The organism is Anaerocolumna chitinilytica, from assembly GCF_014218355.1.
GTDB classification, from domain to species: Bacteria; Bacillota; Clostridia; order Lachnospirales; family Lachnospiraceae; genus Anaerocolumna; species Anaerocolumna chitinilytica.
On record NZ_AP023368.1, the window covers coordinates 109,430 to 135,545 of the forward strand.

A 26,116-nucleotide genomic window follows, 5' to 3' on the forward strand; every position below is an offset into this window, starting at 1 on the left:
GAGCAGGGGATGCTTAGATGGAACAGCCTCTTTGAGTGCATTAGTCCTATTCCCGTTTTAGACAGAAAAAAATAGATGTTATTATGAATGAAATAAGTTATAATAAAACAAACGAAAGAATGAAATCGGAAATAGAGAAAGGTACGCAGTTATGGCAGAAATTTTGGATAAACCGGAACTTAGAATATACGAAATCAGAAAACGACAGCACCGTAAAATGGTTGTCACAATTGCACTGCTGTCTCTAATAATTGCAGCGATATTATTGGGAGGAATTTATTATACAATCAGCAACAAAAAGTATACAAGCTATAAGGTAATTCATTCAATGGATAAAAATGATACCTCCTCTGCAAAGTATTACACATACCAGAATGGCTATATTCGTATGAGCAGGGATGGGATAATGGCAGTGGATAAAGAGGGGCACCAGATATGGAATGATACCTATCAGATGAAAGATCCTCAGCTGGCCATTAAGGGAGACTATGCCTGTGTCAGTGACAGAGGAAGCAAGCTTTTGCAGATCTATGGACCCAAAGGAGAAGAAGCCTCGATACAGACGGACAACCCAATTATAAAAAGTGTTATTGCGTCACAAGGAGTCACCGCTGTGCTGGTAAGCGGCGATGGAAAAGATTACATTACTTACTACAGCAAGGAAGGTACCAGGTTATTGGAAAGAGGAACCTATGAGAAGAACGATGGGTTTCCTGTGGATATTTGTATTTCGGGAGACGGGGATAAGTTGGTTACAAGCTATGTGAATTTTTCGAAAGGTGAGACCTCCAGTAAAGTTACATTTTTAAATTTTTCTAGCACGGGAAAGAACTATATTGATAACATTGTTGGAGCCACTGATTTTGGCAAGACACTGGTAGCGGATATAGAATTTATTAATAACAATACCCTCTGTGCATTTGGAGATGATAAGTTCAGCGTATATTCCATGGAAAGGACTCCTGACCTATTATTTACAAAGGAATTAAAGAATCAGGTGAAAACAGTATTCTATAACGAGAACTACATAGGTTTTGTACTAAAAGACTTAGAGAGTGCAGGCGGTAATCAGATTGTGGTATATGATTTAAAAGGAAAGATAGTTTTTGATAAAACCAGCGACTTTGATTATAGCAGTATTAGTTTGATCAACAAAGAAATCACTTTGACGTCAGCTCGTGACTGGCTGATATACAAACTAAACGGAAGGGTCAAACTGAACTGTCATTTTGATCAGGAAATAGCAGAAGTCCTTCCTATGGCAGACAGAAACAAATATATAATAATAAATGATAAAACCATTGATGAGGTGAAACTTAAATGACGGCAATCACATCGGGTAGCCCTGTAAACTGGCTTTTAATAGTTGTAGGACTTATAATAATCGGATTTACCATTAATGGAAGAAGAATGGGATTTATCCGCACAGTATTCACACTCTTTTCCACCATTGTAGCTATTATGCTTACAGTATGGATCAGCCCTGTCATAAATAAGCAGGTACAGCAAAATGAGAAATTTATGGACTATACAACCAAGAAAATCTCAAAAGTAATAGATTTTAAAGATTCCGGTAAAAAAGTAACAGACCAGGTAAGCTTTATTAATAAACTTCCTGTGCCCAAAGCCATGAGAGAATCTTTGGTGGAAAACAACAATAAAGAAGTATACAAGACAATGGCAGTAAAAAGCTTCAAAGAATATGTAAGCGAATCCATCAGCCGGATGATAATAAATGCGGGTGTATTTGTGGCCCTGTTCATCATAATCAGTATTGCACTTGGAGTGATTTGTCTGGCACTTGATATTATCAGTAAGCTTCCAATCATTAACGGTCTGAATAAGACCGCAGGGTTGCTGGCGGGACTCATACAAGGAATCGTAGTGGTATGGATAGGGTTTCTTATCCTTACGGCATTTGCCGGATCAAAATTTGGACAGAATGTATTTGAAATGATAAATGCCAATACCTTTTTAAGTATACTGTATAATAATAATCTCCTCTTAAGATTTGTAACAAATCTTGGACAGATATTGCTGGCATAGGAATATTATTGGTACTGGCATAGAAATTATTGGTATAAGAATAAGAGGATACTATAAGAAAAACAATAAAAGGTTCAGCATTGTTAGAGAAATAGAGACTATAGTGGTTTATACTGGATTACACAAGCTTACAAGGCTAGAAATAGGATGGAGTCAGAAGACAGTTATAATGGTATAAGAAAGGACATTGCAAAAGATGGATAAAGTACTGGAACAAATTCAAAAACTTGGTATAGTACCTGTTGTAAAGCTGGATAACATAGAAGATGCTATTCCGTTAGCGAAAGCATTAACAGAAGGGGGGCTGCCCTGTGCGGAAATAACCTTTCGTACGGATGCAGCAGAAGAAGCTATCCGTATAATCGCTTCAGAATTCCCGGATATGTTAGTAGGAGCCGGAACCGTACTGACAACAGAACAAGTTGACAGAGCCGTAAATGCCGGAGCAAAATTCATTGTAAGCCCCGGACTTAATCCCAGAATAGTAAGATATTGTGTTGAAAAGGGAATACCAATAACTCCCGGATGCTCTAATCCCAGTGACGTGGAGCAAGCGATTGAACTGGGACTTGAGGTAGTCAAGTTCTTTCCCGCAGAAGCAGCAGGAGGGCTTAACATGATTAAAGCCATGGCTGCACCCTACCACAAGATGAAATTCATGCCTACCGGAGGTATAACGGAAAAGAACCTGTTATCCTATCTGGATTTCCCTAAAATCATAGCCTGTGGCGGCAGCTGGATGGTAAGTGAAGCACTGATTGAAAACAAGGAATTTGATAAAATAAAAGAAATTACAAAAGATGCGGTAGTAAAGATGTTAGGTTTTGAACTGCGACATATCGGCATTAATGCTCAGAATGAGACGGAAGCAGATAGTATAGCTACGGTTTTTCAAAATCTTTTTGGATTTACAAAAAAAATGGGAAATGCTTCTATCTTTGCAGGCCTTGGTATAGAAGTGATGAAGACTCCATATCTAGGACAGCACGGACATATAGCCATTGCAACAAATTATCTTGATAGAGCAATTTATCATCTGGAGAGCTGCGGTATCAGTTTTGATGAAACAACCTCCAAATACGACAGTGCCAATAAGAGAACAGCAATATATCTGAAAGATGAAGTGGCAGGATATGCAGTTCATCTTCTTCAAAAATAAAAATTATAAGACTGAACACATAATTATATTAGCAATAAGTAATTAGTAAGCAGATTAGAAGCTATTATACTTTCGCATTAGCTGGAGAAGATAGCTTCTTTTCTTTGTAACTAATATTAGTACAGGCTTAAACGGAGAAATTCTGTACCGATTAAGACAAATGTGTTATAGGTTCGATAAAATAGTTTTAAAGAGATTTTAGAATGGAAATAAGGGTGATATAAGGGTGATATAAGAACAACCGATAAGAAGAACCAATAAGAAGAACCAATAAGAACAATCAATAAGAATAATTAATAAAAAACAATCAAAAAAAACAATCAATAAGAACAAAAAGGATATTAATAATATTTCTCAGGTTATAGCTATAGGAGAAGCATTATGAGAATTTTAAAAGGCCAAAGTTTTTGTAATTAATCATATAAAAACCTTCTAAAACCAGGCAGAATGCTGAATTAGGAGGGAAGGAAATAAAAGGGTATCAATAAATAATAAATATTCAAAAAAATAGATAAAAAAGTGTTGACATAGAATGGTAACGGTGATATAATTCTTTTTGCTGACGCGCTACAGAATATAAAAAACAGTCATAATTCATAGCGTGAAAGCATACAGAACCTTGATAACTGAACAGTGAAACAACCCTGAAATTTTCTTTAAAATTTCATTGAGAGATAGAAGAGAATGTTGCTTCTTATTTATAAGAAATGACAGCATCGGAAATTGATCATAAAGAACCGTATCAGAAATGATACAACCTTAAAAACAGTAAAATAGTAGGTAGCTTCGGCTACAGACTATCGGAAATAACAATTGTTCGAATCTTAGATTTGAATAGCCAATGTTAATTCTGAAAATGATTAAACTTTAATTTGAGAGTTTGATCCTGGCTCAGGATGAACGCTGGCGGCGTGCTTAACACATGCAAGTCGAACGGAACTTGTAAGTGGAAGTCTTCGGATGGAAGCTTACTTGTTTAGTGGCGGACGGGTGAGTAACGCGTGGGTAACCTGCCTTACACAGGGGGATAACAGCCGGAAACGGCTGCTAATACCGCATAAGCGCACAGCTTCGCATGGAGTGGTGTGAAAAGATTTTATCGGTGTAAGATGGACCCGCGTCTGATTAGCTAGTTGGTGGGGTAACGGCCTACCAAGGCAACGATCAGTAGCCGGCTTGAGAGAGTGAACGGCCACATTGGGACTGAGACACGGCCCAAACTCCTACGGGAGGCAGCAGTGGGGAATATTGCACAATGGGGGAAACCCTGATGCAGCGACGCCGCGTGAGTGAAGAAGTATTTCGGTATGTAAAGCTCTATCAGCAGGGACGAATAAATGACGGTACCTGACTAAGAAGCCCCGGCTAACTACGTGCCAGCAGCCGCGGTAATACGTAGGGGGCAAGCGTTATCCGGATTTACTGGGTGTAAAGGGAGCGTAGACGGTGATGTAAGTCAGATGTGAAAGCCCGGGGCTCAACCCCGGGACTGCATTTGAAACTATGTTGCTAGAGTGCAGGAGAGGTAAGTGGAATTCCTAGTGTAGCGGTGAAATGCGTAGATATTAGGAGGAACACCAGTGGCGAAGGCGGCTTACTGGACTGTAACTGACGTTGAGGCTCGAAAGCGTGGGGAGCAAACAGGATTAGATACCCTGGTAGTCCACGCCGTAAACGATGAATACTAGGTGTTGGGGGTCAAAAGACCTTCGGTGCCGTCGCAAACGCATTAAGTATTCCACCTGGGGAGTACGTTCGCAAGAATGAAACTCAAAGGAATTGACGGGGACCCGCACAAGCGGTGGAGCATGTGGTTTAATTCGAAGCAACGCGAAGAACCTTACCAGGTCTTGACATCCCCCTGACCGGTCCGTAACGGGACCTTTCCTTCGGGACAGGGGAGACAGGTGGTGCATGGTTGTCGTCAGCTCGTGTCGTGAGATGTTGGGTTAAGTCCCGCAACGAGCGCAACCCTTATTCTTAGTAGCCAGCGGTTCGGCCGGGCACTCTAGGGAGACTGCCAGGGATAACCTGGAGGAAGGCGGGGATGACGTCAAATCATCATGCCCCTTATGATCTGGGCTACACACGTGCTACAATGGTGACTACAAAGGGAAGCGAAGCTGTGAAGTGGAGCAAATCCCAAAAAGGTCATCTCAGTTCGGATTGTAGTCTGCAACTCGACTACATGAAGCTGGAATCGCTAGTAATCGCGAATCAGAATGTCGCGGTGAATACGTTCCCGGGTCTTGTACACACCGCCCGTCACACCATGGGAGTTGGAAATGCCCGAAGTCTGTGACCCAACCGTAAGGAGGGAGCAGCCGAAGGCAGGTTCAATAACTGGGGTGAAGTCGTAACAAGGTAGCCGTATCGGAAGGTGCGGCTGGATCACCTCCTTTCTAAGGAAGTAAGTAAGGGTTGTTTTACTGTTGAGTTATCAAAGCGGTTTCTGATGAAACTGCAAGTCTGAAATCAGCGAAAAGAAACAGAAGAGAAGTAATAGCTGAAGAGGACTAAAAATTCCAAAAAGAAACAGGTTGACAGACATAAGAGATTTTGTTAAGATAAAAGACCTGGCTGGAAAGATAGCAAAAGATTTCCGGTGGCGATGCGCTTATGGGACACACCCGTTCCCATCCCGAACACGATGGTTAAGACATAAGCGGCCGATGGTACTATACTGGAAACGGTATGGGAGAGCAGGTGGCTGCCGGATTATAAAAAGTTTTAAAATGGGGGTATAGCTCAGCTGGGAGAGCACCTGCCTTGCAAGCAGGGGGTCATGAGTTCGAATCTCACTATCTCCACTCATCATGAACCTTATGGTTAATGATGAAAGTACCTTGACAACTACACATTAAATAAATTTTTCTAATTTAATTAGAAAACGTTAATCTAAAAAATATAGTAATATATAATAAGATTAATACGACATCCAAATAAGCAATTTTAAACAGACCAAAACCTGCTACGCTAGGCAGGCGAGATTATATCCTAACGGATAGATCATAGGTCAAGCTAATAAGAGCGCAGGGTGGATGCCTTGGCACTAAGAGCCGATGAAAGACGTGATAAGCTGCGATAAGCTGCGGTGAGGAGCAAATATCCTTTGACCCGCAGATTTCTGAATGGGGAAACCTGACGGAGAAGACCTCCGTTACTATTAAGTGAATACATAGCTTAATAGAGGGAACCCGGGGAACTGAAACATCTAAGTACCCGGAGGAAGAGAAAGAAAACTCGATTTCCAAAGTAGTGGCGAGCGAAATGGAAAGAGCCTAAACCAGGGGATTTATCCTCTGGGGTAATGGACCGCAATAAGTGAGATGAAAGGTAGCAGAATGGTTTTGGGAAAGCCAGCCAAAGAGAGTGAAAGCCTCGTATGCGAAACCGGAAGTCAGCGAGCGGGATCCGAAGTACCACGAGACACGAGAAACCTTGTGGGAAGTCGGGGGGACCACCCCCCAAGGCTAAATACTACTTAGTGACCGATAGTGCATAGTACTGTGAAGGAAAGGTGAAAAGAACCCCGGGAGGGGAGTGAAAGAGAACCTGAAACCCTGTGTTTACAAGCTGTGGAACCACCATACGAGTGGAACCGCGTACTTTTTGTAGAACGGTCCGGCGAGTTACATTCATTGGCGAGGTTAAGAACTAAAGGTTCGGAGCCGAAGGGAAACCAAGTCTGAATAGGGCGTGTAATCTTTGATTACGTAGTCAATGTATGTAGACCCGAAACCGGGTGATCTACCCATGTCCAGGTTGAAGCTGCCGTAAAAGGCGGTGGAGGACCGAACACACATCCGTTGAAAAGGGTGGTGATGAGGTGTGGGTAGGGGAGAAATTCCAATCGAACCCGGAGATAGCTGGTTCTCCTCGAAATAGCTTTAGGGCTAGCCTTAATTTAGTCTGATGGAGGTAGAGCACTGAATATCCTAGGGGGCGTCAAAGCTTACCGAAGATTATCAAACTCCGAATGCCATACAGATGATGATTAGGAGTCAGACTACACGAGATAAGTTGGGTAGTCAAAAGGGAAAAAGCCCAGACCACCAGCTAAGGTCCCAAAGTGCGTGTTAAGTGGAAAAGGATGTGGGATTTCGAAAACAACTAGGATGTTGGCTTAGAAGCAGCCACACATTAAAAGAGTGCGTAATAGCTCACTAGTCGAGAGGTCCTGCGCCGAAAATGTCCGGGGCTAAAACACGACACCGAAGCTGTGGATTGCAGTTGAACTGCAGTGGTAGAGGAGCATTCTTAAGACTGATGAAGCGGTACCGTAAGGAGCCGTGGAGGGATAAGAAGAGAGAATGCCGGAATGAGTAGCGAGATGAAAGTGAGAATCTTTCAGGCCGAATATCCAAGGTTTCCAGAGTAAAGCTGATCTGCTCTGGGTAAGTCGGGACCTAAGGCGAGGTCGAAAGACGTAGTCGATGGACAACAGGTTGAAATTCCTGTACCTTATAAAAACAGAACTGTGGGGACGCAGAGACGAAGTCAGAGCCGGGAGAGGAAGACCCGGTACAAGCGAGGTACCAGTGGAGCAGGAAAATCCGTTCCATAATGGGAAGATGTGATGTGGACCGAAATTTAAAGTAGGGAAGCTGATGAAGGCACTGCCAAGAAAAGCCGCTATTGCTTTTTATAAGCCCGTACCGTAAACCGACACAGGTGGATGAGGAGAGAATCCTAAGGCCGACGGGAGAAGCATTGTTAAGGAACTCGGCAAAATAACCCCGTAACTTCGGGAGAAGGGGTGCCTGTAGAAATACAGGCCGCAGAGAATTGGCCCAAGCAACTGTTTAGCAAAAACACAGGTCTATGCAAAACCGTAAGGTGAAGTATATGGGCTGACGCCTGCCCGGTGCTGGAAGGTTAAGGGGAGATGTTAGGAGCAATCCGAAGCGTTGAACTTAAGCCCCAGTAAACGGCGGCCGTAACTATAACGGTCCTAAGGTAGCGAAATTCCTTGTCGGGTAAGTTCCGACCCGCACGAAAGGCGTAATGATTTGGGCACTGTCTCGACAATGCACCCGGTGAAATTGAAGTACCAGTGAAGATGCTGGTTACCTGCGCCAGGACGGAAAGACCCCATGGAGCTTTACTCTAGCTTGATACTGGGATTCGGTATTGCATGCACAGGATAGGTGGGAGGCTATGAAACGGTAACTCCGGTTGCCGTGGAGCCGATGTTGGGATACCACCCTTGCAGTATTGGGTTTCTAACATGCAGCCATTAGCTGGCTGGTGGACAATGTCAGGTGGGGAGTTTGACTGGGGCGGTCGCCTCCGAAAGGGTATCGGAGGCGCTCAAAGGTCCTCTCAGGATGGACGGAAACCATCCGAAGAGTGCAAAGGCATAAGAGGGCTTGACTGCGACACCGACGGGTGGAGCAGGTACGAAAGTAGGACTTAGTGATCCGGTGGTATAAAGTGGGATTGCCATCGCTCAACGGATAAAAGCTACCCTGGGGATAACAGGCTTATCACTCCCAAGAGTTCACATCGACGGAGTGGTTTGGCACCTCGATGTCGGCTCATCGCATCCTGGGGCTGTATTAGGTCCCAAGGGTTGGGCTGTTCGCCCATTAAAGCGGTACGCGAGCTGGGTTCAGAACGTCGTGAGACAGTTCGGTCCCTATCCGGCGCGGGCGTAGGATATTTGAGAGGAGCTGACCTTAGTACGAGAGGACCGGGTTGGACTGACCTCTGGTGTATCGGTTGCACTGCCAAGTGCACGGCCGAGTAGCCAAGTCGGGAAGGGATAAACGCTGAAGGCATCTAAGCGTGAAGCCCCCCTCAAGATGAGATATCCCATAGCGTAAGCTAGTAAGACCCCTGGAAGACTACCAGGTGGATAGGTTAGAGGTGGAAGTGCAGTAATGCATGCAGCTGACTAATACTAATAGGTCGAGGGCTTGACCTAAAAATGGTTTTTATTTGGATAATTTAATGTGTAGCGTAAAAGTACAATAATGGGGTATTGACTTTTTAAGTAAAAAGTATTACAATAAATCCCGTATTCCTCGATAGCTCAATGGTAGAGCACACGGCTGTTAACCGTGGGGTTGTAGGTTCGAGCCCTACTCGGGGAGTTTTTATTACTAAAAAAATATATGGCGACATAGCCAAGTGGTAAGGCATGGGTCTGCAACACCCTGATCACCAGTTCAAATCTGGTTGTCGCCTCTCTAAGTTAGTGCTTCAAATCCTTATAAACCAAGGGTTTGAAGCATTTTTTAATTTTTAGTTTTTGTATGCAAAATATTTTGACTATCCTAAAACGGCTTTCATGGCATTAAAGGTGTCTTCCTCTGTCATAACGTCCTTAAAGGCTACTACAAAAAGTTTAAATTATTCGGCTGTATACTTCAAATTACATCATCACCTCATATAACTTTTTTTGTATGTTCTAAATGCTTTTTTGTACAATTATTCTACTTCTCTGTATAGTTATAGCTTTTTATGTATGTATACTTTTATTCCCAAACATTATATAATCTACTATATATTTAGCACACAAATATTTTATAAGGAGAACGTTATGGTTATACAAAAGGAAAAATTTGATGAATATGAAAAACAGGCAAAAGAAACAGCACGTAAGAAATTGAAAGAACTTAGAGAAGCTAATAATTTAACACCAGAAGAGTTAGCTAACATAATTCATGTAAGCAAGTCTCTAATTGAATCGTTAGAAAATGGAAATAGAAATATAACTATAGAAAACGCACTTCAATTAGCAGCACTATACAATGTTAGTTTAGACTACATTTACGGTTTAACCCAGCTATTGATCACTCAAGTGTATTAATATTAATCGATGCAATAAAGAGTTAAAAAATGTTAATATATATATACGTTCTATAAATTAGAAATAAAGAGCCCTTTTGTTTTTTAATAATAATTCTAATAAAAATTTTATTCTCTGGAATAGTTTTATGTGTTATAATGTAAAAAATGAGGAGGTAGTAAAAAATGGAAATAGTAAATAATTTAGATGTGATATTATCTGTAGTTTGTTCTATAGGAAGTATAATAATGTTTTTTAAAGCAAAGAATGAAAAAGATCAATGTATTAAGATTCGTACAGAGATAAAAAATGACTTAAGAATTACAAATGATTCAAAAGAAATCAAAAGTAAAGATGAGTTTAATATAAAACAAGTAAATACTTTTGATAATAGAAAAACTATTAGATAATGAGGCTTTTAATATGAGAGATAGCTTTAATATTAATACAGTAGGTATTATGAAAAATTTCGATATTACTATGAATGAAGTTTCTGATATTAGTAACATTATTAGACAAATGATAGTAGTCAAAAATGATAAAACTCGAACTATAAAAAAGCAAACTTTACCATATAGTATAGAAGATAAAATTCTATTAAACAATATACCTAGAAGTTTAGCTGATTTAATCAAGAGAAGACATATAGATGCATATGATATTGTTGAAGAAGCTATAAAAAATTTAGCTGAATATGATGCATGTTTAAGAGAAGATTTGTATGACTTTTATTATGAAACTTATGTAAATATTTTAATTAATTTGGAATTAGATTCTGATGATTTAATCAAAATTAAAGAAAAATCTGGTGAAGTATATAGGCAAATAAATCTGGACATAAAAAATGAATTATTTGAAGGAAAATTAAGTTCTATACCTGAAAATAAAATAGATACATATATATCAGCAATAACTTCTTACGTATTTTACAAATGCAAATTTTTAATACCTATTGAATAGTTTAGAAAGGCAGGAAGAGTATGATAATAAATTATGATAGTGAACCCAAAAATTCTCTTCTATATACTGCTGCAATAATAATTGACTATTTTAAGTCTACAAAGAATAAAATTGAATTTGAAAGACTGTATAATTATTGTGCTGATAAACAGATGGAAAATGCTCTTTTTTATTTATCTATTGATTGGCTTTATTTAATTGAAGTGATAAAGGAAATAACTGACGACGGAGAGGTGATTTTATGGTAATAAAAGAATTGATAGTTAGTAAAGGAGTAAATCATGAAATCATCAGAAAAATAAACTTTAATACTAAAGGTTTATCTTTGATTGTGGATGAATCTGGAACTGAAATTAAAAAAAGTGGAAGTAACATTGGAAAAACTACAGCAGTAAAGATTATAGATATTTGTTTAGGTGCGAAGACAAAGTCAGTTTTGTATTATGAAAAAGATACAGGAGAAAATTTTTTAATTAAAAATTTTATTCATGATAAAAAGGTAGTAGCAGAACTCATTATTGAAGAAAATAAAAAGATGTATAGTTTAAAAAGAGAATTATATACTAATGGTAAAAACTATATCGATGATGAGCCACTTAAATATGAAGATTATATTAAAAAATTAAATACAATAATTTTTAATAATAATTCTTCAAAACCTTCTCTAGCTCAATTAATCAGAAAATTTATTCGGTTAGATACTGGTAATGAAGAAGCTCTATTTAAATTCTTAGGAAGCTATACAACAAATCCTGAATATCAAGCAATTTATACTTATTTGTTTGGAATTGCAGATAATAAATTTGTTAATGTTAATTTAGATCAGATTAATGAAAAAATAGACAAAGATATTGAGGCTATATGTAGAAAAAATGCAGTTTCTTCTATTGAGGAATTCAAAGCAAAAGTTGAACTTCTTAAAGAGGAACTTGTCAGATTTGAAGAAGATTATAAAGATGTTTCTGTAATAGATGATTATAAAGAGAAACAAGAAGAAATGCAAAATTTACTACTTAAAATTACAGAAAAAGAAAATTTATATGCAATTAAGGAACTAAAAAAGAAGTTAATAGAAGAAAAAATAATAAAAGAAGAAAAGAATAAGTTCACTGTTGATATAAGATTTTTAGAATCTATATATGAAGAAACTAAATTAATAATGAAAGAACCATTAAAGGATTTCAGTGATTTACAAGGATTTCATAATGGAATGATAGAAAAGAGAAAACATCTACTTAAACAATCATTAATAGAGCTTACAACTGAAATTAGCGAAATTGAAGAAGAACTTACTAAATTACGTCAACATTACGAAACTAAATATATAAGCTTTAATTCACTGTTGAGAGAAAAGTTTGAAGAAAAATATAAAAAATATAGTGATAATAAGTTGAAGTTAAATAATTACTTGAATGACTATCAATATATACAGGATAAAATAATTGAAAAACAAAGTAATGATCAAAAAAAGATAAAAGAAGATAATGATAATACTAAAAAAGAAATAGTTGAGAATTCCTTAAATGAATTCTTTAAAGTCCTTACCCAAGAAATTACTGGAGAAACTTATAAATTACTTTTAAATTTAAATAAAGATGAATTTCCTGTACAAGCTGTTGGGTTAAATGGAAAACCTGGAACTGGAATCAAGAAAGCCCTAATTGCATGTTTTGATATGTCCCACATTAATTTAATATTAAAAAATCAATATCATATGCCACACTTTATTATTCATGACAAACTGGAAAATATTGATTTAAATGAGTTAAAAGGAATAATCAAAGAAGCTCGTAGCTTCGAAGGACAGTATATATTCCCTATATTGAGTGATAGAATTAGTATTTTAGGAATAAAAGAAAATGAAGTTGTCTTAACTCTATCAGCTGATAGTAAATTTTTTAGAGTATAGCTGTATATAGTTATTAAAAGAACTAAAACAGATCATATCTAGCTTTAGATCACCTTAAGGTTATCTGTAGAAAATAAATCGGCTATCAATAAATAAGTTGTTCTTGAATTATTATAATAATCGTGTATGCAAAATGTATGCAAAGCAAAAGAGGGAATGCAGAAAGCTCCTTTCTATAAGTGTTTTCGATGATTACACCAGTTCAAATCTGGTTGTCGCCTTGATTAGAAGAGTCTCTAAACCTTGAAAATATTAAGGTTTAGAGACTTTTTGTTGTTGGGATAACCAAGTGCAAGTAATTGCAAGGTGTTTTAGTTTATTAAAATCGTTTGCTTTTGATATCAGCTTCATTTCGTTTCTGATTTGGTAAGAGATAAATCGATGATTTATACTATAATAAGCATTGCATACAGTGTGCTTGTTTGTTTTTACAGACTTTGATTTAATAATATATTCAAAGAAGATAGAATACAACATTTAAGGAAGTGTAAATGGTACACATTGATAATTGGTGTACAAAGACTACTGGAAAATAAAGTTTAATTATTTTATTGAATATGATATTATGGAATTAGTGAATAGATTATAATTCTTGAAGGGTTTTCTCTAATAATAAATAAGGAAGTAGCAGTATGATAGATGGTCATATTCATATTGAACGAGGAGAATATACGAATGAATGGGTAAATCAATTTGTTAACAAAGCAGTTGAAAAGCAATTAAATGAGATTTGGCTTCTTGAGCATTGTTATCGGTTTGAAGAATTTGTTCCTATGTACGATTCTGTTTGTGCTTATAGCAATTATATAGATACATGGTTTCACAGAAAAGCAGGAGTTCTGAAACTGGAAAAATATTTGTCACTTATTAGACAAATTAGAAATAATCAATTCCCTGTTAAGATTAAGTTTGGTCTTGAGATATGTTATTTTAAACAGTTTGAAGATTTAGTTGTAGAATTAATTAAAGATAAAGATTTTGATTTTTTGCTGGGTAGTGTTCATTTTGTTGATAATTTTGCCTTTGACCATAAGGCGGAGCATTGGAATGGAATTAATGTCGATGAAATATATCATAGATATTTTGAAACATCTGTTTCTCTTGCTCAAAGTGGCATATATGACGGCATAGCTCATCCAGATTCAATTAAACTTTTTGGACATAAACAATCATATTCTCTATCAGAATACTACACTAGTTTAGCAAAGGAGCTTTCTAAAAATAATATGTACGCAGAACAAAATAGTGGAGTATTTCGACGTTGTCCTAATACAGCTACACTAGGTATGGATGAAGAAATGCTAAAAATAATGAGTAAAAATAATGTGAGAATCATTACTGTATCGGATGCTCATTGCCCTGAAGATGTTGGTGATAGAATACTAGAACTTAACAATTGTTTAAAAAATAATTAGGCGTAATCAAGGTGTAACCAGAGATTGAAAACCCTCCTTTCTATGCCGGTTCTGGTGATGTTCAAATAGTTCAAATCTGGTTGCCGCCTCTTAAAGAAAGGTCTCCAAACTTTAATAATACATAGGTTTGGGGATTTTTTTATTAAAGACAATTTCAATTAAGTATAACCGTTCGTTTTAGGTTTAAAAAAGTTGCTATATCCTGAGAAATTAATAAACTGACAAGTTTATATTGAGATTTGCGTTGATTTTTCAGGATGCATCTACAAGTATATTAAAGTGATTCCAATTACTATTTAGTAAAAATTAACATAAATGATAATAAAAAAGTAAGAAACTGCTGATATACTATTTAATGATAAAAAATAATTTTAGAGAAGCAAGCTATATTGAGAAAACTTAACGATGTTTTCATAAGGAGCTATTTTAACATTAATATGATTCTATATAAATAGTAAAGATAACTGTAAATTGCATAAATTGAGAGAAGGAAAACATTCGAATTGATTAGGGAGACCCCTCCGGATAGAATGAAACCCCATTCATCTACATTCATCTATGCCACAAAATAAATAAATCTATAACCTGTCATTTACTAGGTTATAAACTTATTAAGCAAGGAGCTTATTATGGTACTGAAAAAACAAATAATATGTATGGTGGTAATTCTGGCATTATTATCTTGTGTTGCGAGTAGCTCAAAGGTAAGTGCATCTACTCCGAGACAGTTTAAAGAGATGGAATTTGAAAAGGTATACAATGAGGATTTAGATTGCGATGGAAAAGATGAGAAAGTAGTATGTAAGCAAACAGATGTGGATGATAACAATAAAACATTAACGGTATATATCAATGATAAAATTGTATTTGAGAAAACTTTGAAATGCCAATATTTTACCATCAATCTAGGGGATATAAATGCGGATGATAATGTTCAGGATCTTTTTATTACTGCCAGAGACTATAGTGCTGTCTGTTTGAAAACCTATTATTTACAATATAGAGATTCAAAACTGAAACTAAATCAAACGATAAAAAGGATTGATGGGCCCCAAAACTTAAATATGGCGATATATTTTTTCGGAGACATTTCCGATGATGCATCCTTTCAGCTGATAGCTAACAGGCCCATTGGAGATGCAATAGGTGATTATGAATGCATAATACCTTATAAATTAATCAATGGTAAGATAGCTGCGGTAAAGTCGAATACGTATAACCTGACGTCCGATTCTAAAAAATATGTATATAAAGCAAAGAAGAAATTTGTGACTTACAAATCTACTTCTACAGGCGCAGCAGTTGCATTTAAAGTAAATTCTGGGGATAAAGTTAGAGCGGATAAAGTATACGTTTCAAGTAAAGGAAAATGTTATATAAGAATCATCAATAGTAAAAATGTCAAAGGATGGATTGAAGGCTCTCAGGATGATTTGTTTGTTAAAGGTCCAATTTGGGACTAATCGTTCAAATAGTTCAAATCTGATTTGTTAACTCTCTTAAAAGAATCTCTAAATCTTAAAAGTATTAGGATCTAGAGATTCTTTTGTAATTGATGCAATAGGCGAAGAGGTAAGGGCTATAACTATTGGAATTATTGGTGATGAGAATAAAATCGTAAGCGAAAAGGAACTAGATAAAGCAAACGCCGAGTATGGTAATGCAAATATAATTTATTTTAATCACTTATGTAATTAAAATAAGACAATGCTATTCTAATTCGCTATTCTTATTTTTCTGTAAAACCATATATAAACCAAGAAATATCTTTACTAAGTTTAATATTATTGGTATAACATAGGAGGCTAAGATACTTCGTATATAACTCTCTTTAAATGCAGGTACTACTGGCTGATTCGCTTGAATTGTTAGTAAGAAGAGGGAGGCTCTGGAGGATATAATGACTAGACCCTCAAATGCTAATAAGAGACCTAAGGTTGACCGTATTGTTCTATTAGATATAAAGCATGGATTATACTTTCCATCTACTTTCTTTAAATACATACTTAATCCTAGGATGATTAAGAGCATAACAATAAACCAAAATGTATTGCGCTTAAAAAAATATACAATGCTTTCTTTATTTACTCCCATGGATACGAAGAAACTGAGATTCTCCAGCAAAGTGAATATACTGGAAAAAACTACAAATAGCAATGCTATTTGTAAAGGTATTCTTAATTCTTTATCATATTTCATTACTTTACACCCTCTCTTGTATATATTAGTAAAATAATAAGCCTATATTAACTAAATTGCAATAACATTGTCTGGCAGAGGCAGATTGAATACGAAGTAAAGCTATGCTATACTGGATAATATAAAATTTTGTTTCTCAAAAAGCAGTTTATTGTGGTATGTTGTTGGTCTGAAGGATATAAATAATAGGCTTGGTTACAGACAGCTCGAGATTTTCGTTCCAATGAGATTAATTTCAACAGGAAAGAAATGAATTACATGACATATCCAAAATATTCTATGTAAAAACGAAAGAATATTTAAAATACATATAGAAAAGAGGTTAAAAGATGATCAAGGAATTTAAAGAGTTTATCTCCAAAGGAAATATCATGGATCTCGCTGTTGGTATAATTATAGGCAGCGCATTTACGGCTATCGTAAATTCTGTGGTCAAGGATATATTGACCCCATTACTTGGTTTACTGATAGGCGGAATTAATTTTGGCGGTCTGTCGGTGAAGCTGGGAGATGCCGTAATTACATATGGCAATTTCATTCAGAATATAATTGTATTTTTTCTAACAGCGATAGCAGTATTTTTTATGATGAAGGGGATTAATAGCATTCGGAGTTTCGGAAAGAAAAAGACAGAAGATACAATAGCCAAAGCCCCGACGACTAAAATCTGTCCTTTCTGTATGTCTGAAATCAATATGAAAGCAACCAGATGCCCGCATTGTACCTCTGTTCTGGAAGACAAGGAAGAGATATAGAAGTATTACAAAAAGCATTACAGATAAAAAATGTAAGTTAAAAAATAAGCAGAAGTCTTATAAAGAGGATATGCCAACTCTAGATTGTATTTTAGAGTTGGCATATCCTCTTTTTCTTGTGAAGAATATTTTAAATCATACCTATAACAATGGATAGGTAATCTACGTCGTATAGAGATTATTATTATCTATGTAAAGAAACGACAATGAACAGGTTGAAAAAGGAAAAGAAATGACCATATAAGCAGAGTATAATTATGTTACGTAGATAGAGTCAGGAATTTATAAACTTACCTGGGGTGCATCCATATAGCTTTTTGAAGGAAGTAATAAAGGATTTGGTATTGGGAAAACCGTTGTTCAATGCACATATGGTCAAAGTGCTGTGTGTCTTTAGGAGCTGGTCAGCGGCATGATTAACCCTTACAAAATTAAGGTAGGAATTGTAACCAACCCCAACAATTTCTTTAAAGAACCGTGAAAAATAACTTGGAGAGTATTTAAAATGGGCAGCGATCTGTTTCAATGATAATTCTTCTTTGTAGTTTTGCTCAATATACTCCAGAAACTCGGAGGCTTTTCCCTGTTCTTTATAAAGAGGGATGGAATATACCTTATCTTTTTGTATACAATGGTTCCCGATAATCATAAGCAGTTCGTAGGTTTTCTGCATTAATGTAATTCCATAATAAGGTGAGGACGTATCACTGTCGTAGATATAGGATGCAATCTGTTTTACCTGTTCAGTAACCTCGGCATTGTGAGGGTTATAAAAAAATAATCCTTTACCCAGCCAGGTTTCGATAAAGGGGAGGGAGATTATGATGGAGATACCACGAAGGTGATCGTTTATATTGATATAACGGGAGGAATGGAGCTCGCTGCTGTTAACAAATAGCCAGTCATCTTCTGTGAACAGAAAGTCACAGCTTTCTACATTAAAATAATGCCGTCCCTCCAAGGTTACTAAGATCTCAATGCTTCGATGCCAGTGGAGAGGCGTCCATATATGTTTGCCGTTTAAATCGTGTTTATAGATTTTTACCGGCAATAAGTCAAAATTATCATTCATTGCTTCGTATAATGTAGCCATTCTTCACCTCCTCAAAAATGTTGCTTAACCTATTATACCATCGCAACAAACAGTATGCTATAGAATATAATTCCTGGCAAATAGAGAAGTTTTATATCAGAATAAGTTTTTTCAGGAATTTAATCAAATAAGAAAGAGGTAAGTAAGATGAAAGAAAATAATTGTTATCAGATAATTGAAAAAGAAATTAATTGGCAGCCACCGTTGATATCGGAGGAGATAAAGCAGGGAGATATGCCGGGAGATAAGATAAGCATAGGCAGGGACCATATAGAAAAGGCAAATCGTATATTTCCGGAATTGTTAAAGCAGCTCTCAAAGATGGCGGAAAAAAACCCGCAAGGCCGCGTAGTTATCACGGTGTGCGGAGGTTCAGGAGTTGGAAAGTCTGAGATTGCATCTTTACTTTCCTATTATTTTATGAAAATGGGTATTGGCAGTTATACACTATCGGGAGACAATTATCCGAGGCGGTTCCCGGTATATAATGATGCTGAAAGACTGCATATCTTCAGAGAAAGTGCATTACAGGAAATGATTAATGACGGAGTGTACACGGAAGAAAGATTTCATATTATTCAGGAACTTCAGAAAAAGGGAGAGGATGCAGATGATAAATATGTAATAAGATATCCATGGTTTAATTCCTATCTTGCCGGTGGGGTAAAGGGTTTAAAAGGGTATCTTGGTACGCCGCATGAGATAAACTTTGATGCATTGACTAATATAGTATCTGCATTTAAAAAAGGTGAGAATGAGATATGGTTGAAACGGATGGGCAGGGAAGAGTCAGAGCTGTGGTTTGAGAAAGTTGATTTTAGTGAGGTAAATATTCTTATTATTGAATGGACCCACGGTAATAGTGATTATTATAAGGGAGTAGATATTCCTGTACTCTTAAATAGTACGCCTCAGGAGACTTTGGCACATCGCAGGGCACGTAACCGTGACGGAAAAACAGACAGTTCGTTTACTATGAAGGTATTAGAGTTGGAACAAAATATGTTAAGAGAGCAGGCAAGTAAAGCAAAAATTATCGTGACAAAACAGGGAGAGTTGATAGATTATAAGTCATATCAAGCTTTGATGGGAGCAGCCGAAGAGCAGATAAGGGTAGATGAAACAAATAAATAGGTAAATGGAAAGGAGCTGACGGAGAATAATGAATGATAGATCAACAGATGTTTTAAACAACGGTGTAATGCTTAATGCCTATCCTGACAGTATGGGTGGTACCTTAGGTGATATTGTGGATTTTTTGCAAAAGGATGAGCTAAGTGGTGTATTTTCTTCCTTCTATGTTCTGCCAAGTATATATAATACGGACCTGGATAGAGGTTTTTCTGTCATTGACTATAACCTCAATGAATTACTTGCGACGAGAGAAAATCTAAGGGATCTAAAGTCACTTAATATTGATTTAAAACTGGACTTTATACTTAACCATGCCTCTGTGCTATCGGAACAATTTCAAGATATATTAAAGAAAGGAGAGCGTTCAGAATACATAGATTTCTTTATCAATTGGAACCGGTTTTGGGAAGGTTATGGACATATGACAGAGGAAGGTTATATACAACCGGAGGATAAATTTATTAAAAATATGTTTTTTCGAAAACCAGGGCTGCCTATTCTTATGGTGCACATGCCGGATGGACAAAAGATTCCTTATTGGAATACTTTTTATCAGAGTGTTCGTTATCCCGAACTGGATGCTCAAGATATTATGAAAATAGGAAAAGTCCAATATGCCTCGGCCGCAAAGCTTGCTGAAGAAATAAACTCATCTTTGGAGGAGGGTAAGAAGCCCTCAGAACTTGAAGTTGGCAGATACGAGAAATACAAAATGGATATTGTAGAACATCTGGAATCTGAGATAAAATATCTTGGGCAAATGGATCTTAATATTAAGTCACCTTTGGTTTGGGAATTTTATGATAACACATTGAAAAAATTATCAGAGTACGGAGCCAGAATAGTCAGACTGGATGCATTCGCCTATGCTCCCAAGGAGCCTGGTGAAAAGAATTTCTTAAACAACCCGGGAACCTGGGAACTTCTTTCCAAAGTGCAGGTTTTGGCTGATAAGTACAATCTGACGCTGCTTCCGGAAATTCATGCCGGTTATGAAGAGAAAATATACGAACTTATTGCAGAGAAAGGTTATATGACCTATGATTTCTTTCTGCCGGGATTGATTATCGATGCCCTGGAGTGTGGCTGCGGTGATGTATTAAGAGATTGGGCCAGGGAGCTTTATGATAAGAAAATCAGGGTAGTTAATATGCTTGGATGTCACGACGGTATTCCGTTGTTGGATCTAAAGGGTATGATTCCTGACGAGCGTATTCAGAAGTTGATTGATACGGTGGTAGCAAGAGGAGGCTATGTTAAGAATCTTCACGGGCAGAAGAATGTCTATTACCAGGTGAATGCAACCTATTACAGTGCACTTGATGAAGACGATAATAAAATGCTGCTTGCCAGAGCGATACAGTTATTCATGCCAGGAAAACCTCAGGTATGGTATCTGGATTTATTTACGGGAAAGAATGATTTGGAGGCGGTAAAAAGAGCAGGTGAAGGCGGACATAAAGAAATTAACAGAACGAACCTGACAAAAGAACAGATAGAAGAACAGTTAGGAAAAGCGGTAGTTAAAAAACAGCTTTCCATGCTGCGATTTCGCTCAGACTTCCCGGCTTTTTCCTTTGAATCGAAGCTGACAATAGAAAATAAGGAGAATGAATTGCAGATTAGCTGGGAAAAGGACGGATATACTGCAACATTGCAGGCGAATCTAGAAACAGTAGGCTATGCTATTAATGGAATTAACAATCAGGGTATTAAGGTTTATGAACAGATAGTTATATAAGTATATTATTTTAAAGAGACTAACCATGCATAAAATGGAGTGTTTTCTCTCTCTCAATTAGACGGTAGAAAACTCCTTCCTATGCATGGTTTTATTTATTGGGGTTTATGAATGTAGTTCCCTTGATAACTATTCCTCGGTCTTAACCATGTCCATCTTTTGCATCATCCTCCATAGGGTTGATCTGCCGATACCAAGGATTTTAGCGACCTTACTTTGATTATTGCTTTCCTGATTGAGCAGAATCTTTATAATCTCAAGATTTATTTCTTCTAATGTTTGATTGAGATTCACATATATTTTACCATTATCCATCTGAATCGTATCAGATAATTCTTTGCCCAGTATGGCGGATACCATATCTGCGGATATATAAGAAGTAGTAGTGGCATTAACCAGCTGGCTAAGAATTCGTTTAAACTGATCAAAGTTAAACGGCCAGTTATAATCTTGCATCAGCTTCAAAGCAGCAGGCTCAAAGCCAACAATTTCTTTGGCAAAACGCATATTAAGTACACTGATATACAGGCTTGCCAGATTGGGGATATCATCCTTGTGCTCTCTTAAAGGAGGGATAGTCAGGGTAAGGCAGGAAAGTGTGTTAATAATCTTTTCACTGTAATGAAGAGAAACATCCTTATCCAGTGTGTTGGTAAATAGAATACGGTTCTTACGGTGAACATTCAAGTCTTTTATGATGCTTAGCAGCTCCATGAAGCGGTCGTTTGACAGACTATTTATATTCTTGATATAAATTGTTGTTTTGGTATCGCTTAAGGGAGAGTTATTATCCCCGGTAATAAACTCCCAGCCTCTAGTGCCGAGTCTGGCACAGTCTATTATTATCATAGGGTTATTCTGGTATTTGCTATTTGCATATAGAAGTCTAGCCAGCTGCTCCTTGCCGGTGCCATGCTCTCCTAGAATCATTACAGGGTAATCACTTTCTGCATATTGCTCAATACTCATGAAGTCATTTTGGGTGGAATGAGTAATACCGTAAAAGCTATTGAAGAATTTATCGTAAGCATCTTCCTTACTGATATGGTAGATACCGTTTTTAGTCAGAGCTAAGGGGAGCTTACGCTGATTGATATAGTATATAATATAGGATTGACCGTTTTCAGTATGTTCTTTTCCTATTAGAACATAAAGGAGTCCTCCATGTTCAAAGTATGATTTCTGATAACCTTCACTTTTAACAAGGGGAAGATGCTTTCGTATTTCGTCCATGACCGGCTGAGGTTCCGAGGAGAAGCCGGAATAATAAATCTGCTGCAGATTATCATTAAACACCAGGTAAGGATGGGGGTGGTTTTCTAGTATCATTTGAAAGAAAGTAACATCATTTCTGATTTTATTTATGGATACGGACATTTGTATGGAAAGATCAAAAGCAGCTTCAATGCTTTCTGAACCGGATGTTATTAATATGGAATTCATGCCGTATTTTTGTGCCAGTGAACTTGTAATCATGTCACAGAGAACCATATCATAACCTTCTTCCCGTAGGCCTTTTAATGCATTGGAAGCTTCAGTTTCGTTATGAATTGTGCAGATTTTTATATTGTAATGCAGAATATCACAGATAAAATGCGCATTCTTTGTGATGGCCGGAAAGCCAATAATCACGTATTTGTTGGTGGAGTTCTCAGCTAACTTAATGGAACGGAAGATATCATAGATACTGAGAGTGATATCAATAACCGGTATCTTACAGTGCTCTCTAATAAGGTCTGCAGTACCTCCTCTTGAGATAATAACATCATACCCGCTATTTTCGTACTTAGCTGCAATTGCCAGACCGTCATCCAGATTTCCGGTAAAAGCTGTGAGCTCAACATCATTCCTTTTCTCCGCAATTTGGAGCATTAAAGATTTTATACCATCATATGGGGCAATTCCAAGGATTTTCACTTTTTGCATATTAACTCCTTTCGTGAATATCAAATCTTTGATTTGATATTCCTTATCCGTAGTTGAAAAAGATCTTTATGTTTTTCAACCTAACTCCTTTCGTGAATATCAAATCTTTGATTTGATATTCCTTATCCATAGTTGAAAAAACATCTTTTGTTTTCAACCTAACTCCTTTCGTGAATATCAAACTATACTTCTTTTCATATATAATTAATTCTTCTGTCCTTCTCTTGACGCGATATCGAGAACCTGTGGTTGCCGATGTCCTCATAGGAATAAAAGTGATTTTTAAAAGAGTACTTTTAACTAATATTATAGTACCATATCGAAACATATAAATCAATTTAAAATTAAATGTTTCAAAATAGTACTATAAGTCAAGAAAAAATGCATGAAATATACTTGATTATGTCGAATACCTCTGTTAAAATTAACATACAAACTTGATAAAGATAAAGCAAGTACATAATATTTATAAAAAGAGCTATTATGTGATTTAAAATGAAACAGTCAGGAGCAAAGAAGAATGGTAAAGCTGTTATTGATTTCAGATGATTTCACCGGGGCTTTGGATACGGGAATTCAATTCGTGCAATATGGGGCAAAAACAAAAATAATAACAACTGCCGAAGCGGAAAATTACCTGTTTGTAAAAGATGAAGTGGAGGTACTTGTAATCGATGCTCAGACAAGACATCTTACCGGAGAACAGGCATACCAAAAGGTATTTAAGTTAGTTAAAAGTGCAATTGCAGCAGGAATACCCCATATTTATAAGAAGACCGATTCCGGACTTCGAGGAAATATCGGAAGTGAATTAAAGGCTTTGCTGGATGCCAGTGAAGAATTATTTCTTCCTTTTGTACCGGCCTACCCACAGATGAACAGAATTACCATAGGCGGATATCACTATATAGACGGGCAGCCTATCAGAGAGAGTGTTTTCGGCAAAGATCCATTTGAACCGGTAATATCCTCTGAGGTTCAAGAACTTTTTGACAGAAGAAACATAAGAATTGAGTTATTCAAAAAAAGTTCTGAATATCATACAAGCTTTGAGTTACCGGTTATCGGTATTTACGATGCACAGACAGATGAGGATATACTTGAAATTACAAAAGACTTGTATGAAAAAAAACAGCTTAGAATTATGGCCGGTTGTGCCGGATTTGCATCAGCCCTTCCGGAATTCATGGATTTTCAGAAACAAAACCTTCGTATGCCGGAGCTTAATCAATCTCTTTTGGTAGTATGCGGCAGTATTAATCCGATTTCAAAAGCTCAGATTGAATATGGAGAGGAAAAAGGATTCAAGCGGATTATTCTTTCACCAAGACAGCAGTTAGAGAAAGGTTATCTTGATTCCAAAGAGGGAAGACTTTGGCTGAAGGAGCTGGAAGAGCTTTTTTCTCAGAACTCTGTGGTGATGCTAGACACAGGGGTGCCGGAGTCTGAATTTGTTAATACTTATATGCAAGAGTATGGTATGTCTCTTCATGAAGCAAGAGAAAGAATATCCTTGGCATTAGGAGAGATTGTTAAAAAACTTCTTGATAATAACTACAGACATGCTCTCATGGTGATAGGAGGCGATACGCTGTTGGGTTTTTTCAACCAGATAGGATGTAATGAAATATACCCCGAGTATGAACTGGAAGCTGGGTCGGTACTATCACATATTAATTATAAAGATAACATAGTCTGGATAATCTCCAAATCCGGCGGATTTGGGAAAGAAGATGTTATATATCAGCTTGCAGAGAAATTACATATAGCAGGAGGTGCCATATGCTAAATGAATATTCATTGATGATGCCGGAGAAGATTTACAGCGGTAACAATTCATTAGAGAAACTGAAATTACTTGTAATGGATAAGTATAAAAAGGTCGCAGTATTTACAGACAGAGGTATCAGAGGTTCGGGAATAGTGGATACCCTCTTTGATATATTAGAGGAATGCAAAATTCCTATTGTAGTATTTGATGAGCTCCCCTCGGAACCCACCTGGATGGAGGCGCAAAAGACAGTGGATGCTTTTAAGGAGGAGAGTGCCGACTGTATTATTGCGATCGGTGGCGGAAGTGTCATGGATGTTGCCAAACTGGCGTCTATAGCAAGCTCAGGAGAATATGGCGTAAAAGAACTGCTGGAGGATCCTCTTAGAGGAGTCAAACAGGTGCCAGCAATTTTGATTCCTACTACTGCCGGAACCGGCTCAGAGGCAACCCCCAACAGTATCGTTACGGTACCGGAGAAGAACCTTAAGATTGGCATTGTAAACCCAGCGATGATTGCGGATGCGGTGATATTAGACGGCAGAGCGTTAATTGGATTGCCAAAGAAGATAGCTGCTTCAACAGGAATTGATGCATTGGCTCACGGCATTGAATGCTATACCTCCAATAAGGCAAATCCTTTTAGCAATATGTTTGCCATGGAAGCCCTGAAGCTGATCTTTAATAACATTATACCTGCCTGCGAAAGGCAGGATGCGGTGGAAGAAAAGAATAATATGCTGTTAGCAGCATTTTATGCAGGAGTAGCGATAACTGCTTCCGGAACCACTGCGGTTCATGCCTTATCCTATCCTCTGGGAGGAAGATACCATATCCCCCATGGGGTTTCCAATGCAATGATGCTTCTGCCAGTGCTTAAGTATAATAAAGAAGCCTGCTTAAAGGAATTTTCAGAAATATATGATGAAGTCATAAAGAAGGAACAAGGTCTTAGTCAGGAAGAAAAAGCTGACTTACTATTAATTGAAATTGATACAATAATCAAAAGACTGGAAGTACCGTTGTCCTTAAAAGCTTACGGAGTATCAAAGAGTGATCTGGAAGCGTTGGTGCACGACGGGCTGGAGGTAAAGCGTCTTCTGGTCAACAATAAAAGGACAGTCACAGAGGAAGCGGCAAGAATGCTTTATCTGGAAGCAATGGAGGCAGAAGGTTAGGGTAGATCGCAAGCAAACTTGTGTAATGCATGGA

General features: G+C 37.2%; 18 protein-coding genes, 3 tRNA genes and 3 rRNA genes. 21 read left to right on the forward strand and 3 right to left on the reverse strand.

Annotation, left to right across the window (positions count from 1 at the left end; all coding sequences use genetic code 11):
- Nucleotides 1-151 precede the first annotated feature (151 nt).
- The 16 genes from bsdcttw_RS00485 to bsdcttw_RS00560 all read left to right on the forward strand — a co-directional run bounded on the left by bsdcttw_RS00485 (nt 152) and on the right by bsdcttw_RS00560 (nt 15,748).
- Nucleotides 152-1,324: a DUF5711 family protein gene (locus bsdcttw_RS00485; RefSeq protein WP_185257514.1), complete on the forward strand. Its 1,173-nt coding sequence runs from the start codon at nt 152-154 to the stop codon at nt 1,322-1,324.
- Nucleotides 1,321-2,046 carry a CvpA family protein gene (locus bsdcttw_RS00490; protein WP_185257515.1) on the forward strand — a complete coding sequence of 242 codons (726 nt, stop codon included), beginning with the start codon at nt 1,321-1,323 and terminating at the stop codon, nt 2,044-2,046. Before bsdcttw_RS00485 ends, bsdcttw_RS00490 begins: the two co-directional genes overlap by 4 nt.
- A 196-nt stretch (nt 2,047-2,242) precedes the next feature.
- The gene (locus bsdcttw_RS00495) at nt 2,243-3,205 is read left to right on the forward strand and encodes a bifunctional 4-hydroxy-2-oxoglutarate aldolase/2-dehydro-3-deoxy-phosphogluconate aldolase (RefSeq protein WP_185257516.1); all 963 of its coding nucleotides are present in this window, start codon (nt 2,243-2,245) and stop codon (nt 3,203-3,205) included.
- Nucleotides 3,206-4,073: 868 nt separating this feature from the next.
- A 16S ribosomal RNA gene (locus bsdcttw_RS00500) occupies nt 4,074-5,607 on the forward strand.
- Nucleotides 5,608-5,806: 199 nt separating this feature from the next.
- A 5S ribosomal RNA gene (gene rrf / locus bsdcttw_RS00505) occupies nt 5,807-5,924 on the forward strand.
- Between the two features lie 18 nt (nt 5,925-5,942).
- Nucleotides 5,943-6,015, forward strand: a tRNA-Ala gene (locus tag bsdcttw_RS00510).
- Nucleotides 6,016-6,219: 204 nt separating this feature from the next.
- Nucleotides 6,220-9,134: ribosomal RNA gene (locus tag bsdcttw_RS00515) — 23S ribosomal RNA — on the forward strand.
- Together the 16S, 23S and 5S rRNA genes with 3 tRNA genes alongside form the textbook arrangement of a ribosomal RNA operon.
- 97 nt (nt 9,135-9,231) lie before the next feature.
- Nucleotides 9,232-9,303: transfer RNA gene (locus bsdcttw_RS00520), tRNA-Asn, on the forward strand.
- A 23-nt stretch (nt 9,304-9,326) separates the two neighbouring features.
- Nucleotides 9,327-9,397, forward strand: a tRNA-Cys gene (locus bsdcttw_RS00525).
- A gap of 355 nt (nt 9,398-9,752) precedes the next feature.
- Nucleotides 9,753-10,022: a helix-turn-helix transcriptional regulator gene (locus tag bsdcttw_RS00530; RefSeq protein ID WP_185257517.1), complete on the forward strand. Its 270-nt coding sequence runs from the start codon at nt 9,753-9,755 to the stop codon at nt 10,020-10,022.
- Nucleotides 10,023-10,186: 164 nt separating this feature from the next.
- Entirely contained in the window at nt 10,187-10,411 is a 225-nt protein-coding gene (locus tag bsdcttw_RS00535) for a hypothetical protein (RefSeq protein WP_185257518.1), read from the forward strand.
- A 13-nt stretch (nt 10,412-10,424) separates the two neighbouring features.
- Nucleotides 10,425-10,961: a hypothetical protein gene (locus tag bsdcttw_RS00540; protein ID WP_207726471.1), complete on the forward strand. Its 537-nt coding sequence runs from the start codon at nt 10,425-10,427 to the stop codon at nt 10,959-10,961.
- A 20-nt stretch (nt 10,962-10,981) separates the two neighbouring features.
- Entirely contained in the window at nt 10,982-11,209 is a 228-nt protein-coding gene (locus bsdcttw_RS00545) for an ABC-three component system middle component 6 (RefSeq protein ID WP_185257520.1), read from the forward strand.
- Nucleotides 11,203-12,870, forward strand: coding sequence for a DUF2326 domain-containing protein (locus tag bsdcttw_RS00550; RefSeq protein ID WP_185257521.1), 1,668 nt, complete (start codon nt 11,203-11,205; stop codon nt 12,868-12,870). Before bsdcttw_RS00545 ends, bsdcttw_RS00550 begins: the two co-directional genes overlap by 7 nt.
- 632 nt (nt 12,871-13,502) lie before the next feature.
- Nucleotides 13,503-14,285 carry a PHP domain-containing protein gene (locus bsdcttw_RS00555; RefSeq protein ID WP_185257522.1) on the forward strand — a complete coding sequence of 261 codons (783 nt, stop codon included), beginning with the start codon at nt 13,503-13,505 and terminating at the stop codon, nt 14,283-14,285.
- 629 nt (nt 14,286-14,914) lie between these two features.
- Nucleotides 14,915-15,748, forward strand: a complete 834-nt coding sequence (locus bsdcttw_RS00560) for a hypothetical protein (RefSeq protein WP_185257523.1) — start codon at nt 14,915-14,917, stop codon at nt 15,746-15,748.
- A gap of 247 nt (nt 15,749-15,995) precedes the next feature.
- On the opposite strand, the gene bsdcttw_RS00565 is transcribed toward bsdcttw_RS00560, so the two are convergent.
- Entirely contained in the window at nt 15,996-16,484 is a 489-nt protein-coding gene (locus bsdcttw_RS00565) for a hypothetical protein (protein WP_185257524.1), read from the reverse strand.
- 329 nt (nt 16,485-16,813) lie between these two features.
- Between bsdcttw_RS00565 and mscL the strand changes: the two genes are divergently transcribed.
- Nucleotides 16,814-17,239 carry a large conductance mechanosensitive channel protein MscL gene (gene mscL / locus bsdcttw_RS00570; protein WP_185257525.1) on the forward strand — a complete coding sequence of 142 codons (426 nt, stop codon included), beginning with the start codon at nt 16,814-16,816 and terminating at the stop codon, nt 17,237-17,239.
- A gap of 274 nt (nt 17,240-17,513) precedes the next feature.
- Here mscL and bsdcttw_RS00575 read toward each other — a convergent pair whose 3' ends face one another.
- The gene (locus tag bsdcttw_RS00575; protein WP_185257526.1) at nt 17,514-18,332 is read right to left on the reverse strand and encodes a helix-turn-helix domain-containing protein; all 819 of its coding nucleotides are present in this window, start codon (nt 18,330-18,332) and stop codon (nt 17,514-17,516) included.
- A gap of 147 nt (nt 18,333-18,479) precedes the next feature.
- Here bsdcttw_RS00575 and bsdcttw_RS00580 point away from each other — a divergent pair, with 147 nt between their 5' ends.
- Together bsdcttw_RS00580 and bsdcttw_RS00585 are read left to right on the forward strand one after the other, a co-directional pair.
- Nucleotides 18,480-19,466 (forward strand): adenylylsulfate kinase, encoded by a 987-nt coding sequence (locus bsdcttw_RS00580; protein WP_225903753.1) that lies wholly within the window; start codon nt 18,480-18,482, stop codon nt 19,464-19,466.
- 28 nt (nt 19,467-19,494) lie between these two features.
- Complete coding sequence (locus bsdcttw_RS00585; RefSeq protein WP_185257527.1) at nt 19,495-21,207, forward strand: alpha-amylase family protein; 1,713 nt, start codon at nt 19,495-19,497, stop codon at nt 21,205-21,207.
- Nucleotides 21,208-21,336: 129 nt separating this feature from the next.
- Here bsdcttw_RS00585 and bsdcttw_RS00590 read toward each other — a convergent pair whose 3' ends face one another.
- Nucleotides 21,337-23,133 (reverse strand): sigma-54-dependent Fis family transcriptional regulator, encoded by a 1,797-nt coding sequence (locus bsdcttw_RS00590; protein ID WP_185257528.1) that lies wholly within the window; start codon nt 23,131-23,133, stop codon nt 21,337-21,339.
- Between the two features lie 520 nt (nt 23,134-23,653).
- Here bsdcttw_RS00590 and bsdcttw_RS00595 point away from each other — a divergent pair.
- Together bsdcttw_RS00595 and bsdcttw_RS00600 are read left to right on the forward strand one after the other, a co-directional pair.
- On the forward strand, nt 23,654-24,922 hold the full coding sequence (locus tag bsdcttw_RS00595) for a four-carbon acid sugar kinase family protein (RefSeq protein ID WP_185257529.1): 1,269 nt from the start codon (nt 23,654-23,656) through the stop codon (nt 24,920-24,922).
- Nucleotides 24,916-26,082 carry an iron-containing alcohol dehydrogenase gene (locus tag bsdcttw_RS00600; RefSeq protein ID WP_185257530.1) on the forward strand — a complete coding sequence of 389 codons (1,167 nt, stop codon included), beginning with the start codon at nt 24,916-24,918 and terminating at the stop codon, nt 26,080-26,082. Before bsdcttw_RS00595 ends, bsdcttw_RS00600 begins: the two co-directional genes overlap by 7 nt.
- Nucleotides 26,083-26,116 lie beyond the last annotated feature (34 nt).